Annotated in this window: 12 protein-coding genes; 8 read left to right on the top strand and 4 right to left on the bottom strand. The window is 68.8% G+C overall.

Annotated features, from left to right (window positions below; genetic code table 11):
• Positions 1-87 precede the first annotated feature (87 nt).
• Positions 88-1,299, top strand: a complete 1,212-nt coding sequence (locus AC6JAM_RS12360) for an acetoin utilization protein AcuC (RefSeq protein ID WP_497934777.1) — start codon at positions 88-90, stop codon at positions 1,297-1,299.
• A 60-nt stretch (positions 1,300-1,359) separates the two neighbouring features.
• Entirely contained in the window at positions 1,360-2,004 is a 645-nt protein-coding gene (locus AC6JAM_RS12365) for an ArsR/SmtB family transcription factor (RefSeq protein ID WP_056392605.1), read from the top strand.
• A 24-nt stretch (positions 2,005-2,028) separates the two neighbouring features.
• Here AC6JAM_RS12365 and AC6JAM_RS12370 read toward each other — a convergent pair whose 3' ends face one another.
• Positions 2,029-3,366 carry an alpha-hydroxy acid oxidase gene (locus tag AC6JAM_RS12370; protein ID WP_056392608.1) on the bottom strand — a complete coding sequence of 446 codons (1,338 nt, stop codon included), beginning with the start codon at positions 3,364-3,366 and terminating at the stop codon, positions 2,029-2,031.
• A gap of 66 nt (positions 3,367-3,432) precedes the next feature.
• Here AC6JAM_RS12370 and AC6JAM_RS12375 point away from each other — a divergent pair, with 66 nt between their 5' ends.
• The gene (locus AC6JAM_RS12375) at positions 3,433-4,125 is read left to right on the top strand and encodes a FadR/GntR family transcriptional regulator (protein WP_056393107.1); all 693 of its coding nucleotides are present in this window, start codon (positions 3,433-3,435) and stop codon (positions 4,123-4,125) included.
• Between the two features lie 25 nt (positions 4,126-4,150).
• Here the strand turns inward: AC6JAM_RS12375 and AC6JAM_RS12380 are convergent, their stop codons facing one another.
• Positions 4,151-5,185 carry a LacI family DNA-binding transcriptional regulator gene (locus tag AC6JAM_RS12380; protein WP_018768938.1) on the bottom strand — a complete coding sequence of 345 codons (1,035 nt, stop codon included), beginning with the start codon at positions 5,183-5,185 and terminating at the stop codon, positions 4,151-4,153.
• A gap of 360 nt (positions 5,186-5,545) precedes the next feature.
• Between AC6JAM_RS12380 and AC6JAM_RS12385 the strand changes: the two genes are divergently transcribed.
• Genes AC6JAM_RS12385 through AC6JAM_RS12405 form a run of 5 tightly spaced genes read left to right on the top strand, consistent with a single transcriptional unit; the run spans position 5,546 to position 11,428 of the window.
• Complete coding sequence (locus tag AC6JAM_RS12385; RefSeq protein ID WP_497934778.1) at positions 5,546-6,961, top strand: Gfo/Idh/MocA family protein; 1,416 nt, start codon at positions 5,546-5,548, stop codon at positions 6,959-6,961.
• Positions 6,962-6,971: 10 nt separating this feature from the next.
• Positions 6,972-7,937: an NAD-dependent epimerase/dehydratase family protein gene (locus AC6JAM_RS12390; protein ID WP_018768936.1), complete on the top strand. Its 966-nt coding sequence runs from the start codon at positions 6,972-6,974 to the stop codon at positions 7,935-7,937.
• On the top strand, positions 7,934-8,839 hold the full coding sequence (locus tag AC6JAM_RS12395; protein ID WP_497934779.1) for a 5-dehydro-4-deoxyglucarate dehydratase: 906 nt from the start codon (positions 7,934-7,936) through the stop codon (positions 8,837-8,839). The genes AC6JAM_RS12390 and AC6JAM_RS12395 overlap by 4 nt, the downstream gene beginning before the upstream one ends.
• Positions 8,839-9,948 carry a mandelate racemase/muconate lactonizing enzyme family protein gene (locus AC6JAM_RS12400; RefSeq protein ID WP_497934780.1) on the top strand — a complete coding sequence of 370 codons (1,110 nt, stop codon included), beginning with the start codon at positions 8,839-8,841 and terminating at the stop codon, positions 9,946-9,948. Before AC6JAM_RS12395 ends, AC6JAM_RS12400 begins: the two co-directional genes overlap by 1 nt.
• A gap of 28 nt (positions 9,949-9,976) precedes the next feature.
• On the top strand, positions 9,977-11,428 hold the full coding sequence (locus tag AC6JAM_RS12405) for an aldehyde dehydrogenase (NADP(+)) (protein WP_018768933.1): 1,452 nt from the start codon (positions 9,977-9,979) through the stop codon (positions 11,426-11,428).
• Positions 11,429-11,506: 78 nt separating this feature from the next.
• On the opposite strand, the gene AC6JAM_RS12410 is transcribed toward AC6JAM_RS12405, so the two are convergent.
• The gene (locus tag AC6JAM_RS12410; protein ID WP_497934781.1) at positions 11,507-12,619 is read right to left on the bottom strand and encodes a M24 family metallopeptidase; all 1,113 of its coding nucleotides are present in this window, start codon (positions 12,617-12,619) and stop codon (positions 11,507-11,509) included.
• A complete protein-coding gene (locus AC6JAM_RS12415; protein ID WP_497934782.1) occupies positions 12,616-14,661 on the bottom strand; it encodes a DUF6807 family protein in 2,046 nt (681 codons plus the stop codon). Before AC6JAM_RS12415 ends, AC6JAM_RS12410 begins: the two co-directional genes overlap by 4 nt.
• Positions 14,662-14,687 lie beyond the last annotated feature (26 nt).

Below are 14,687 nucleotides of genomic sequence, written 5' to 3' on the forward strand. Positions count from 1 at the left end.
TTGTAACGGCTTCCCCCAGTAGTAAACCACTAAAGCCCGCGTCATGGCCGGGTGGGCGGCCGTGCGGGCTCGGGTAGCCTGTGATTGATGACATACCTGCCCGGCCTCAGCCAGCCCGCGCCGCCAACGATGGTGGCGTGGAGTCCTGACATGACAGCCTACAACTTTGGTCCGGGCCACCCCATGGCGCCGGAGCGGATGGACCTGACGGCCCGCCTTGCCCGCAGCCTGGGTCTGTTCGACCTGGACCATGTTGATGTCGCGGCGCCGGAGGTGGCCTCGGACGCCGACCTGCAGTCCGTTCACTCGCCGGAATACGTGGCGGCGGTCCGCCGTGTCAGCACGGACCCCTCCCGGCCGGACGAGTCCCGGGGGCTGGGAACTGAGGACGATCCCGCGTTCGCCGGCATGCATGAGGCCGCGGCACGCCTGGCCGGCGGCTCCCTGCTGGCGGCATCGCGCGTGCTGGAGGGGTCGGCCGTCCACGCCGTCAACTTCGGCGGCGGCATGCACCACGCGTCCCGGGACCGTGCCAGCGGATTCTGCATCTACAACGACGCAGCGGTTGCGGTGCAGAAGCTGCTCGACGGCGGCGTACGCAAAGTGGCCTACATCGACGTCGACGCCCACCACGGGGACGGCACCCAGAACATCTTCTGGGATGATCCCCGGGTCCTCACCCTCTCGCTGCATGAGACAGGGCTGACCCTCTTTCCCGGGACCGGGTTCGCCAACGAGATCGGCGGCCCGGCGGCAGAAGGAACCGCAGTGAATGTTGCCCTGCCTGCGGGCACCGGTGACGCCGGGTGGCTCCGCGCCTTCTACGCCGTGGTGCCGCAACTGGTGGGCGCCTTCGAACCCGAGGTGATCGTGAGCCAGCACGGCTGCGATTCACACCGCAGCGATCCCCTGACGCACCTCAACCTCAGCGTGGACGGACAGCGGGAGGCAGCGAACGCCGTCGGGCATCTGGCCGAGCGCTACTGCGGTGGCCGGTGGATCGCCACCGGCGGCGGCGGCTACAACGTGCTGGACGTGGTGCCGCGGGCCTGGAGCCACCTGGTGGCCATCGCCGCCGGACGGCCCGTGCCGCTGCGGACGCCCGTGCCCGGGGACTGGCGGCAGTATGTGACGGAGAAGTTCGGCAGGGAGGCGCCGGCCCTCATGGGGGATGACGTGGAGCTGTGGTGGCGGTCCTGGGAAGTGGGCTTCGACCCCAACGACGCCGTGGACCGCACTGTCATGGCCACCCGCAGGGCAGTGTTCCCGCTGCATGGGCTGGACCCATGGTTCGACTAGGCTCCCTGGCGGCCGAAATAGTTGATGCCTTTCGGGGCATATGTCGCTAGGGTGGGAGGCATGGTGACAGACGACGTATTTGCCGTCATAGCGGAATCCACCCGGCGGGATATCCTGGTGGCCCTCCGGGCAGGAGACAAGGCCGTGGGGGAGCTGGTGGAGGAACTGGCGGCGAGCCAGCCCACCATTTCCAAGCACCTGAAAGTCCTTCGTGAAGCACAGCTGGTCAGCATGCGGGCCCAAGGCCAGAAGCGGTACTACGCGTTGAACCGCGGGCCGCTGGAGGGCATCGCCAGCTGGCTGGAGACGTTCGACGTCGGCCCTGGCACCAAAGCCGCCACGGCACCGCGTGGCCATCATCAGGAAATCCCGGGTCAGGCAGTCCCGGCCCAGGCGGGCAGTGCCACAGCGGGCGCTGCCCACCTGACCGAAGGCGTCGCCGCCGCGGCCCCCTCCCTGTCCCGGGCCGCCGGCGCTGCCGGGCCAGGCGCGTCGCAGACCCGGGAGGAAGTCCCGGCGCCCGTCCTGGTGCGCGAAGGCGCCGAGCTGAGCCCCGCCGTCGTGATTCCCGGCGGGACGGCCGCCCCTTTGAGCGATGACAGCGTGCCCCAGCAAATCGGCAGGACTGTTGGCCGCGCTGCCACCAAGGCCGCCGACCTGCTGGCGAACCTGCCCAACCTCCCTAAGTTCGGCCGCAAGAAGTAATCCCCGCGGAGCGGTAAGCGCAGCCTACTTGGCCAGCAGGCGCACGTGGTCCGGGGTGAGTTCGGACACCTTGCTGACGCCCAGCAGCGCCATGGTCCGCGCCATGTCCTTCTCGAGGATCTGCAGGGTGCGGTCCACTCCCGCCCGTCCGCCGGCCATCAGGCCGTAGAGGTAGGCGCGGCCGATCAGGGTGAAGTCCGCGCCCAGGGCCAGGGCGGCCACGATGTCCGCGCCGCTCATGATCCCGGTGTCCAGGATGATGGCGGCATCGGTGTTGTCCGCCGTGAAGGCCTCCTTGACCCCGGGCAGCAGGTGGAACGGGATGGGGGCCCGGTCCAGCTGGCGGCCGCCGTGGTTGGACAGGACCACGCCGTCGGCGCCGTGGTCCACTACCTTGCGGGCGTCCTCAACGGTCTGGATGCCCTTGACCACCAGCTTGCCTTTCCAGGTTTCGCGCAGCCAGTCCAGGTCCTCGAACGTGAGGGTGGGATCGAACATGGAGTTGATGAGATCGGCCACGGTGCCGGTGTAGCGGGAGAGCGAGGCGAACGTGAGCGGCTCGTGGGTGAGGAAGTTGAACCACCAGGCCGGCCGGTAGGAGGCATCCAGGACGGTCTTCACCGTGAGCGCCGGCGGGATGGTCATGCCGTTGCGGACGTCGCGCAGGCGGGCGCCGGCCACGGCAGTGTCCACGGTCACCATGAGGGTGTCGTTGCCCGCCCTGGCTGCGCGCTCGATCAGTTCCAGCGACCGGTCCCGGTCCGTCCACAGGTACAGCTGGAACCAGTTGCGCCCGTTGGGTGCGGCAGCGGCGACGTCCTCGATCGAGGCGGTGCCCATGGTGGACAGGGTGTAGGGGATGCCTGCGGCCGCCGCTGCCTGCGACCCTGCGTATTCGCCCTCGGACTGCATCATCCGGGTGAACCCTGTCGGTGCGATGCCAACGGGAAGCCGCGAGGGCTTTCCCAGGATCTCCGTACTGAGGTCGATGGCGGAGACGTTCCGCAGGATGCCCGGCCGGAACTCGATGTCCAGGAAGGCCTGGCGGGCGCGGCGGAGCGTGATCTCCTCTTCAGCCGCGCCGTCGGTGTAGTCGAAAGGCGCCTTGGGGGTGCGGCGCTTGGCGATGTCGCGGAGTTCCCAGATGGTGCTGGCCCGCTTCAGCCGCGCCTCCTTGCTGAACTCCGGCTTCTTGAACTGCATCAGCGGCGCCAGGTCCGAGTACTTGGGAATGCGGCGCTTCAAGGCTGCGGGCAGCGCGGACGACGACGGTGCCGGGGCGGGTGCCGGCGCTGCGGGGATGTCGGTGGTGTCCGGCGCCGGGGTCGCCTCAGGGTTGTTGGGCTGGATGGTATGCGTCATGGGTCCTCCTATGGTCCAACCACACTCTAGGTGATGTGGTCCAACCACATCAAGTACCATTGGCCTATGCGTACCCATCAGCTGGTCCTGTCCTGGATCGAGGACCAACTCTCGGCCGGCCGGTTGGCCGTGGGTGGAAGGCTGCCGGCGGAGCGCACCTTGGCCGAACAGCTCAAGGTCTCCCGCACATCGGTCCGCGAGGCGATCCGGATTCTGGAGGCAATGGGAGTGGTCCGCGCGGGCGTCGGGTCCGGGCCGGAAGCCGGGACGGTGGTGATTTCGGACCCCACCGCGGCGCTGGGATCCGCCCTGCGGCTGCACGTGGCCACCCAGCACCTGCCCGTGGCGGACATCGTGGAAACGCGGGTCCTGCTGGAGTCATGGGCTGCGGCGAAAGCCCCGCAGGACGCACCCGAACTTGACGGGGCGGCCGCGCTCCTGGCGGCCATGGATGCCCCGGACGGGCTTTCGGCCAGCGATTTCCTGGCCCTCGATGTCCGGTTCCACCTGGCCCTGGCCAACGCCGCCGGCAATGCGGTGGTCAGTGCCATGATGGGGTCGCTCCGGGAAGCCATCCAAGGCTACGCTGCCGAACTCACGGCCACCTTGCCGGACTGGGAAGCCACAGCGTCGCGCCTGCGCACCGAACACCACGCCATCCTCGCTGCGGTCAGGAATGGCGACGGCGCCCGGGCCGCGGAACTCGTGGCGGCCCACATCGAGGGATTCTACAAAGAGGCCGGGCTGGGCGAGGGATAAACCTGGGCGCAGCGTAGAGAAAGGCTCAGCCGTGGACCGTGCTGCGCGGCGCCTTGGCCGGCCCGGTGCTGGCCCGCACTTCCAGCCTCGGCTGGTAGCGGCTGCCCGTGGACGCATTGCCTTCCTTCCGGATCAGCGCCCGGAGCTGGTGCCAGGCCTGCTCGCCCAGTTCGGTGATGGGGACCGCGCCGGTGGTGAGGGCCGGCGTCGTGTACCTGGCGAAGGGGATGTCATCGAAGCCGGTCACGGAAATGTCTCCGGGGACGTCCAGGCCGCGCTCATGCAGTCCGCTCATCAGGCCCATTGCCACCAGGTCATTGAAGGCCAGGATGCCTGTGGCCCCGCTCGCCAGGACGGCATCCACCGCTTCGTGCCCGGTGTCGAAGTCGGAGCCGCCCTCCAGCATGGTCACCTCCACCTCGGGGTGGGCGGCCCTGAAGGCCTCCAGGCCCTTGAGCCGCATCTCATTGGAGGCGCTGCGGGGCGGGCCCGCGAGGAAGGCCAGGCGGGTGTGGCCCAATTCCACAAGGTGCCCCGCGATGTCCTGGACGCCCTGGCCGTAGTCCACCACCAAGCTGGGCACGTTCGGCGTGGAGGTGGTGCGGTTGATCAGCACCAGCGGGTGCAGCGAGGGTGCGATCTCCTCCAGTTCCGCATCGGACATGCGCGGGGCGCACAGGACCAGCCCGTCGCAGCGCCGGCGCGCCTCGCCCGCGAGGATGGACTCCTCGCTGGACACTTCGAATGAGTCCGCGATGAGCACGCGGTAACCGTCCTGGGCGGCTGCCCGGCTCAGGCCGCGGAGGATCGCCTGGAAGGTGGGGTTGGCCAGGTCCGGCACCACAATGCCGATGGTGTCCGTCTTGCCCAGGGCCAGGCTGCGGCCCACGGGATTGGGCTGGTACTTCAGTTCGGCGGCCGCTGCACGGACCCTGGCGGCAATGTCCGGGTCCACGGTGAAGTTTCCGTTCATGACACGCGAAACGGTGGCATGGGAGACTCCCGCCTTCACGGCGACATCTGCGATGCCGATCCTGCCGCTTGCCGATTTCCTGGCCATGGGGAACCCTTCGTTTGCGCCATCCGCCGGAGCTGCCGCGACCGGTTGGTGCCCGGGCGGCCGGCCGTGATGGCAACCTGCTTTGAAAGACAGCATATACGGGCGTAGGAAAGCGATTTCTATGCTTTTCCCAGCCGTTTTCCCGGACCGCCGGCAGATGTCCTGCGCCGGGAGCGAAGAAAGCGCTTTCCCTCAGCGCGGGAAATGGTTGACGAATGCCCCGCGGGGTTGGTACAACTTTTATAGACAACTGAGAAAACGCTTTCTCGCCTGCTTTTCCAACGGGTGCAGCAGAGTGCCGCCGCTGATCCACAGCCGCCGTTCCCACGGCCGTTCAATGAGCTTTCGAAAGGGACCCCCATGGTCAACACAGCCGAGACGACGTCGGCCGCAGCTGCCGCCCAGGCCACTGCCAAGGACGGCGGGAAGACCCGCATCGCCCTGATCGGCACCGGTGGCCGCTCCGAGATGTACATCCGGGCCATCTTCGGCAAGCACGCCGACACCGCCGAACTGGTGGCGTTCTCCGACGTGAATCCCGGACGCGTGGAGTTTTACCAGAAGCTCATCCAGGAACTGGGCGCGCCGGGACCGGTGGCGTCCTTTGATCCCGCGGACCTGACAGCGTTTATCCAGGCCAACGGCATCGACCGGATTATTGTCACTACCCCGGACTACACCCATGCGGACTATATTGTTGAGGGTCTTCGTGCCGGAGCGGATGTCGTGGTCGAAAAGCCACTGACCATCGATGCCGAAGGCTGCCGCCGCATCACCCAGGCCGTCCAGGAAACCGGCCGGAACGTGGTGGTCACGTTCAACTACCGCTACTCGCCCCGCAACAGCGCGCTCAAGGAAATCATCCAGAGCGGCGTGATCGGCAAAGTCACGTCCGTCGACTTCAGCTGGGTCCTGGACACCGTCCACGGCGCGGACTACTTCCGCCGCTGGCACCGTGAGAAGAAGAACTCCGGCGGGCTGCTCATCCACAAGGCGTCGCACCACTTTGACTTGGTCAACTGGTGGATCGACGACGTCCCGGAGCGGGTCTTCGCTTCCGGTGGCCTGAAGTTCTATGGCGACAAGAACGCTGCCGAGCGCGGCCTTGGCCCACGCCCGGAACGGGGAACGCCCGACGCCGATGCCCCCGCCGGCGCGAAGGACCCCTTCGCGCTGGACCTGCGCGAGGACGAGCGGCTCAAGGCACTGTTCCTGGACAACGAACACTACGACGGCTACCGCCGCGACCAGGATGTCTTCACCGCCGGCATCACCATTGAGGACAACCTGGCCCTGGTGGTGGAGTACCAGGGTGGGCCGCGCCTGAGCTACTCGCTGAACGCGCACAGCCCCTGGGAAGGCTACCGGGTGGGGGTCAACGGCACCGAGGGCCGGGCGGAGCTTGAAGTGGTGGAACGCGCCGCCGTCCTGCACAGCACCGACCAGAAAACCGTCGTGGACCCTTCCGCGACCCCGGTGGAGGAAGAGGACGCCGTGCGCCGCAACGGCGAGCGGCTGGTGGTCCAGCGCCACTGGGAGGCCGCGTACGAGGTGCCGATCGTCAACGGCGAAGGCGGGCACGGCGGCGGTGACGAACTGCTGCTGTCGGACCTCTTCAACGGACCGGGCGAGGACCCCCTGGGCCGGCCCTCCGGTTACCTGGACGGCCTGCGTTCAGTGTCCGTGGGCATCGCAGGCAACCGCTCCCTGGAATCGTCCCTGCCCGTCCGGGTCGAGGACCTGGACCTCGGCGTCGATCTTCGCCGCGCCAAGTAGAGGAAAAACCATGAGCAGGATATTCGTGACCGGCGGCGCGGGCCGCCTTGGCCGCAGCGTGGTGGCGGGGCTGGCCCAGGCGGGCCATGAGGTGGTCTCGGTTGACCGTGACGCCGTCCCCGCCGGGCTCCTGCCGGCCGGCGTCGTCCAGGAGACCGCGGACCTCCTGGCGCCGGGCGAGGCACTGCGCCTCCTTCGGGATGCAAGGCCCGACGCCGTCATCCACCTTGCGGCGATCGCGGTACCGTTCAGCGCACCCGAGGACGTCATTTTCGCCACCAACACCCGGCTCGCCTTCGCGGTCATCAGCGCCGCAACGGAACTGGGCGTTGGCAAAATCGTCACCGCCAGCAGCCCCACGGTCCTGGGCTACGGATGCCCGGCGGGGTGGCTGCCGCCGTCGTTCCCGTTGGACGAGCGCACGCCGCCCAAGCCCTGGAACGCCTACGCGCTGTCCAAGCTCATCGCCGAGCAGACCATGCAGATGTTCGCCACGGCGCAGGGAGAGAAGATCCGGTACGCGGCGTTTCGTCCCTGCTTTGTCATCTCGCCGGAGGAATGGGACGGTGCCCCCACCCAGCAGGGGCACACGCTCGCCGAACGCCTGGCCGACCCCGCCCTCTCCGCTCCGGCGCTGTTCAACTACGTGGACGCCCGGGATGTGGCTGATTTCCTGGACCTGCTGCTGCAGAAAATGGCAGACATTCCGAACGGGGAAACCTTCTTCGTAGGGGCAGCCGACGCACTGGCCACCGCGCCCCTGGCGGAGCTGATGCCAAAATTCCTGCCGGGAAGCGAAGCGCTCAGCGCCGGCCTGACCGGAACCAACCCGGCGTTCTCCATTGCCAAGGCCCGGGAACTGCTCGGCTGGCAGCCCAAGCGCAGCTGGCGCACAGAACTCAAGTCCCACCCAACCCTCAACGACGAGGCTTCCACGCTGGTTACCGCCAGCGCCGGAGGCAAGGAGACATCATGAAATTCGACGGCGTACTGTTCTTCCCCGTCACCCCGTTCACGGCCGAAGGTGCCGTTGACGTGGAACTGCTCAAGGAACACATCAGCTCCCGGCTGCCTTTCGGCCCGGGCGGCGTCTTCCCCGCCTGCGGCACCGGCGAATTCCACGCCCTCAGCATCGGGGAGGTCCGCACCGTGGTGGCGGCCGCCGTCGAGGTCGTTGCCGGACGAGTCCCTGTGGTGGCCGGTGCGGGCGGACCCCTGGGCCACGCCCTCGCAGCCGCCCGGGCTGCCGAGGAAGCAGGCGCCGACGCGCTGCTGGTGCTTCCGCCGTACCTGGTCACCGGCCCCACGGACGGACTGGTGGCCTACATCGAGGCCGTGGCCAACGCCAGCAGCCTGCCGGTCATCGTGTACCACCGCGGCAACGCCAAATTCACTGCGATATCAATGGCCAAGCTCGCCGCCAACCCCAAGGTCATCGGTTTCAAGGATGGTCTTGGCGACGTGGGCCTCGCCCAGGAAATCGTGTCCGCGGTCAAGGCAACGGGCCGCGAGGACTTCGCCTTCTTCAACGGCCTGCTCACCGCCGAACTGACGCAGGGCGCGTACCGCGGTCTGGGCATCCCGCTGTACTCCTCGGCGGCTTTCGCCATGGCCCCGGAGATCGCCAAGGCCTACTACGATGCCTACGCTGCCGGAGACGAGGAACGGCGCAACGCCCTCCTTGAGGGCTTCTACGCACCCCTGGTACGCCTGCGGGACCAGACCCCCGGCTTCGGCGTTTCCCTGATCAAGGCGGGCCTCCGGCTGGGCGGAATGCCGGTGGGTTCCGTCCGCCCGCCGCTGGTGGACCCCACGGAGGAACAGCTCGTGGAGCTCAAGGCCATCCTGGCCAAGGGTTACGAGCTGGCCGGGCACTGATGGGCGCACCGGCGGCCGAAGCCGTCCGTACCGTTCCGCGCATCACCGGCCTGTCGACGCGGCTCCTCACCGTTCCGCTGCGCCGCAGCTGGGGCGCAGAGGCGCCGGAGAACCACGTGATCGCCACGGAGGTTCACACGGACGACGGCGGCACGGGCTTTGGTTTCTCCTGGACGCCCACCATCGGTCCCCAGGCAGTCAAGGCGCTGCTTGATCACGACATCGCCCCTTTCATCGCCGGTCTGCCCGCCACCCCCGGGGGCGTGTGGGACGTGCTCTGGAAGCGGCTGCACGAGGCCGGCGGCGGAGGGCTCACCACCATCGCCATGGCTGGTGTGGACCTTGCGCTGTGGGACCTGCAGGCCCGCCGTGCCGGGACATCGGTCACCGGCCTGCTGGGCCAGCGGCAGGAATCAGCCGAGGTTTACGGCTCCGGCGTGAACCTGCACTACACCCTGGACGAGCTGGTGGCACAGGCTGAACGCTGGGTTGCCGCCGGCCACCAGGCAGTGAAGATCAAGGTGGGCAAACCGGACCTCCGCGAGGACCGCGAACGCGTTGCCGCCGTCCGCTCCGTCCTGGGCCCGGACCGCAGGCTCATGATCGACGCAAACCAGCGGTGGGACCTGCCCACCACCTTCCGGGCCCTCGATGTGCTGGCCGAATTCGGGCTGGAATGGCTGGAGGAACCCATCCGCGCGGACGATCTCTGGGCCTACCGCAGGCTCCGGAAGCACTCGCCCGTGCCCATCGCCCTTGGCGAAAACCTGCACACCATCTACCGGTTCCGCGATTTCATAGAGGCGGAGGCGGTGGACATCATCCAGCCCAACATCATCCGGGTGGGCGGCATTACCCCGTTCCGGCGGATCGTTGAGCTGGCACGGACCAATAGCATCAAGGTCATGCCGCACCTGCTGCCCGAACTGTCCGGGCAGCTGGCCCTGACCCTGGCGGAGCCCACCATGGTGGAGGACGTCGAGGAGGCATCCTTCGAACAGTTGGGGATCCTGGCCGGCCCGTCGCCGGTGCGGTTCGCCAACAGCAGGGTGGCCCTGGCGGACCGGCCCGGACTGGGCTTCCGCTTCCGGGAAACCCCGCAGCCATGAACTTCCATACGACGAACAGGTACCTGACGTGACAACTGCAACGCTTTCCCTGACAGAGCTCACCGCTGCGGCCACAGCAGCAGCCAGGATCTCGGCCGCAGCCCCTGACGCAGAGCGCGCCGGCTGGCTGAACGCGGTGGCTGACGCCCTGGACGCCAATGCTGCTGAACTGGTGGACATCGCGGACGCCGAGACCAGCCTGGGTGCCCCGCGGCTGACGGGGGAGGTGGCCCGCACCACCGGCCAGCTGCGCCTGTTCGCCCGGGTGATCACTGAGGGTTCCTATCTTGAAGCCATCATCGACCACGCGGATCCCGCTGCCACCCCGCCCAGGCCTGACCTCCGCAGGATCCTCAAGCCCATCGGCCCTGTTGCCGTCTTTTCCGCCTCCAATTTCCCGTTTGCCTTCTCCGTGGCAGGCGGTGACACCGCCTCGGCCCTCGCCGTCGGGTGCCCGGTCATCGTCAAGGCACACTCAGGCCACCTGCGGCTGTCCGAACGCACGGCGGAGATCGTGGCGGAGGCGCTTCGCGGCGCGGGTGCACCGGACGGCCTGTTCGCCCTGGTCCACGGCCGTGAAGTGGGAACAGCCCTGGTCCAGGACCCCGCCATCAAGGCCGTGGGCTTCACCGGGTCCATCCCCGGCGGCCGGGCCCTGTTCGACCTTGCCACCTCCCGCCCCGACCCCATCCCGTTCTACGGGGAACTGGGGAGCCTGAACCCCGTGGTCATCACCGCGGCGGCACTGGAGGCACGCTCCGCGGAACTCGCCGCCGGACTGGCGGGCTCCTTCACCCTTGGGGCGGGCCAGTTCTGCACCAAGCCGGGCCTGGTGTTCATCCCCGCGGGGACGCAGTTTGCCGGGGCCGTGGCGGAGGCCAGCAAGGACAAGCCAGCCCTGGGCATGCTCACCAGCCGGATCGCGGAAGCCTACCCGGACGGGTTGCGCGCCTTCGCGTCAGTCGACGGCGTGGAGGTGGTCAGCGGCACCGTGGACCAGGACGCGGCCGCCAACGGCGCCGCTCCGGTGGTCTTCTCCACCACCGCCGCCAAGGTGCTGGAACGCCCGGAGCAGCTGCTGGAGGAGTGCTTCGGCCCCACCACCATCCTCATCGAATACACGGGCCAGGACGAACTGTCCGCCGTCCTGGCCAAGGTCCCGGGGAGCCTGACCGGCACCCTGCACGCCCAGCCCGGTGAGGACATCGCAGGCCTGGTGGAGCAGCTGTCCGGACTTGCAGGACGCGTCCTGTTCGAAGGCTGGCCCACGGGCGTGGCCGTCAACTGGGCCCAGCAGCACGGTGGCCCGTACCCGGCCACCACGTCACTGTTCACCTCGGTGGGCGCGACGGCGGTCCGCAGGTTCCAGCGGCCGGTGGCCTACCAGGACGCCCCGGAGGCAGTGCTGCACCCGGCACTGCGTGAGGACAACCCCCTGGGCATCCCGCGCCGCGTGGACGGTGAACTGCAGCTTCCGTAAGCCAAGGGCCGGCAGGACCATCAACTAAGCCCCGGGACCGCAAGGTCCCGGGGCTTACGTGATGCCTGCAGAAGCGCCTTACAGCTGCAGCGTCACCGGCCGGTCCAGCCCATTCACGGTGGCCACAGGCCAGCGCGGGTCCACGGTGAGCACTCGAAGTCCGGATTCCGTGAGCTGTACCGTGTCTTCGATCTTGACGCCGGGGCCGGAAGGGTTCCAGGTGAAGGCCTGGTCCAGCACCACAGTGTCGGTGGCTTCGGATGTCACCCGCGGGTCACGGCCCGCGTAGCCGGCCGGACCACCCTGGTGGTGCTGCTCCCACTGGTCCGCCCCGAAACCGTGCCGCACGTAGGATGCCTGGATCTCGGCGAAAATCCTGTCCAGCCCGACTCCCGGGACGGTGGCGTCAAAAACATCCGCTTCCACTGCCGCGATGCGCGCCTCGGCGTCGCGCTCTTCCGGGGTGCCGGCGTCGAACCTGATCCAGCGGGTGATGTTGGCAACCAGGCCGTCGCGGCGGGCGCACACGACGGCCATGGCACGCCTGCCGAGGGGGGAGTGCGTGGCCAACGGGTGCCGGAAGGTGGTGCGGGAGCTGCCGTTGCACAGCAGGACCAGCGGCTCCGCGCCGGCGGCCACCACCCGGCCCGCCAGGGCCGAAACCAGCTCGAATTCCGTGGTGTCGGGGCGGGCGGCAGACAGGACATCGGTCATCATGGCGGCCAGTTCCGCGCTGAGGGTGGAATAGCGGGCGCTTTCAGCGGGAAGGAGCCGCTGGCGGGCGGCCCGCAGCTGCGAAGAGACGTCCGCTTCCGCCAGCGGCCGGGAGCCGTTTCCGACGGCGGCCGCGGCCTGGTGCAGGTTCCCGTACCAGGGCACGGTGTGCAGGTTGACGCCGCCGGGAAGCTCCTCGGCCGCGATCCTGCCGGCTTCGTTGTTGAACGTGACCAGGTGGTCGCCGTCCCGGTCCACCAGCAGGGCGGCGATGGGATCGCCGGCCAGGCTGATGTGGACGCGGCTGCCGTCCAGGTACCACGTCAGGGCGGTGTTCGTGGTGAGAAGCACGGAGTCATACCCGGCGGCGTCGAGAATGTCCAGGACACGCTGGCGCTTGATGGCCCGGTCCGTCCTGGACCCGGGAGCCACCCGCGCCTCCCGCCCGGAAACGGCTGATGTTGTTGTTTGGCTCACGACGGCTCCCCCTGCTGGTTGGTCAAATCTTCGATGTCGGTTGTGGACAGGATTCCGTCGGCCACAAAGACGGTGACGCGCCGCCGCACGGGACTGCCCGGCCGGGCCATCACGGGGGCGTCCCATGCCAGGGACTGGCCCACTCCGGGGTAGCCGTCCACCCGGACAAACCAGGGATCCGTGGACCCTTCCGGTGCGACGAACACCAGGGTGGCGGGCCCGCCGTCGAACTTTCCTGACCAGGCGAGCCAGGGCGTGACGCTTCCGTGGGTCTCCGCCTCGCCGGAACCGGCGGGCGTCCAGACCGCGGCGTCACCGCAAGGGGGCAGGCGCCAGAAGAAGCCACCGTAACCGCCCTCGAAGCGTCCGTTCGATCCCGGGCTGCCCAGGCTGACCGGCTTGTCACCGGCGGGGGACAGCGCGAAGTCGAGGGACAGCCGCCAGATGGAGGGCGCGACGCCGGACCACGCCCAGGAGCGCTCCTCCACCAGGATGGGGGCACCGTCGGGCCCGTTCCAGTCCAGGGTTTCCTGGAGCTTGCCCGCACGCCCTTCGCCGGCGTCGGCCTGCACCGCCGTGGTGGCGGTGCGGACGATGCTGCCATGATCAGGACGCCAGACGTACTGCCCGGCTTCCCGGGTATAGGTGCGGCCGCCCCAGAAATTCACCCCGTCCACGTCCTGCAGCGCCACCCCAACCCCCAGGTGCCACACGTGGTCCAGCGGCTGGTGGTCCGTCACCACGGTTCCGGCCAGTGTCCGGACCGGGTGCAGGTAGGGGCGGGGGGAGGACACTGCACGGATGTGGCTGCCGTCCTGGTAGTCCGCCACCGGTCGGCCCCCAACGGTCAGCGTCCGGACCGGCGGAAGCGGGCGGGCCCAGGGGACGCCGAGTTCGGCGAAGGTTGCCTGCGCCTTGACGGCGCGGGCCATCAGGTCGGTGATGCCCGGGACCACGGGGTGGGCGTCGTCGCCCCCGCCCTCCCAGGAGACGTACCGGGCGTCGATCGGGGCCGGTGCCGGAGAGGTGCGGATGGCCTCCAGGACGGCAGTGAACGCGCCGGTGTCCTCAAGGGCGCAGAGCAGGGGAGCCCCCGTGGCCCGGGCCTCGAGCAGGTTCTCCAGCAGGTCCGTCCGCGCGTAGGTCTCCCGGCGCTCGCCGTCGGGCGTGGTGATGACCACCTCATCGCTGGTGTAGGAAAGGGTGATTTCACCCAGGGTTCCGTGCACGGTCACGGTGGGGTCCAGCTGTTCCGGGGCGCAGAGCGTGAGGGCGCACAGCAGCGTGGTTCCCTGGGAAGTGCGGACGCGCAGCACGGAGGTGTCGTCGCTTTCGGTCTGGTTGGCCCGGTACAGGTCCGTTTCCACGGAGGCAATGTCCGCCAGGGTGGGTGCCCCGGCCAGATGCAGGGCGGTGGCCACTGCGTGTGCCAGGGCATTGGTGGCCACGCCGTCCACCACGTCCACGCCGTCGAGGCTGCGCTTCCCGGCCCAGCGCGAGCGCTTGAAGTATGCCGTGGTCCGGAGCCACTGGCCGGTGGCGCTGATGCCCAGGACGGTGCCGATGTCCCCGGCGGCCACCAGGTCCCTGATGGCGGGCAGGGCGTGCGATCCCAGGCTCTGGAAGCCTACCTGGACCAGGCGGCCCGCTTTCCCGGCGGCTGCCAGCACGTCCTGGAACTGGGCGAGGGATGCTACCGGCGGCTTTTCCACATACACGTCCTTGCCCGCTGACAGGGCGGCGAGGGCCAGGGGAGCATGGGTCTGGATGGGGGTGGCAATGATGACGACGTCGACGCCCGGCTGGGCGGCCAGCAGCCCGTCCATGTCCGGGTACACAGCCACCGAACCGGCCAGGCTGCCGGGCTGCGGCGGGTTGGGATCGGCGACGGCCACCAGTTCAAGGGCGCCTGCCTGTTCAAGGCGGGCCAGGTTGGCAAGGTGCCGCTCGCCGAAGCCGTGCACGCCCACCAGGGCCACCCTGGGGAGGTCTGTGGACGGGGGCTGCCGGTGTGTGGATTCCGCCGAATGCTGTGTGGTCACGTGGGTCCTTGGGGAGGTTGTGGAAG

The organism is Arthrobacter sp. GmRoot5-12, from assembly GCF_059739365.1.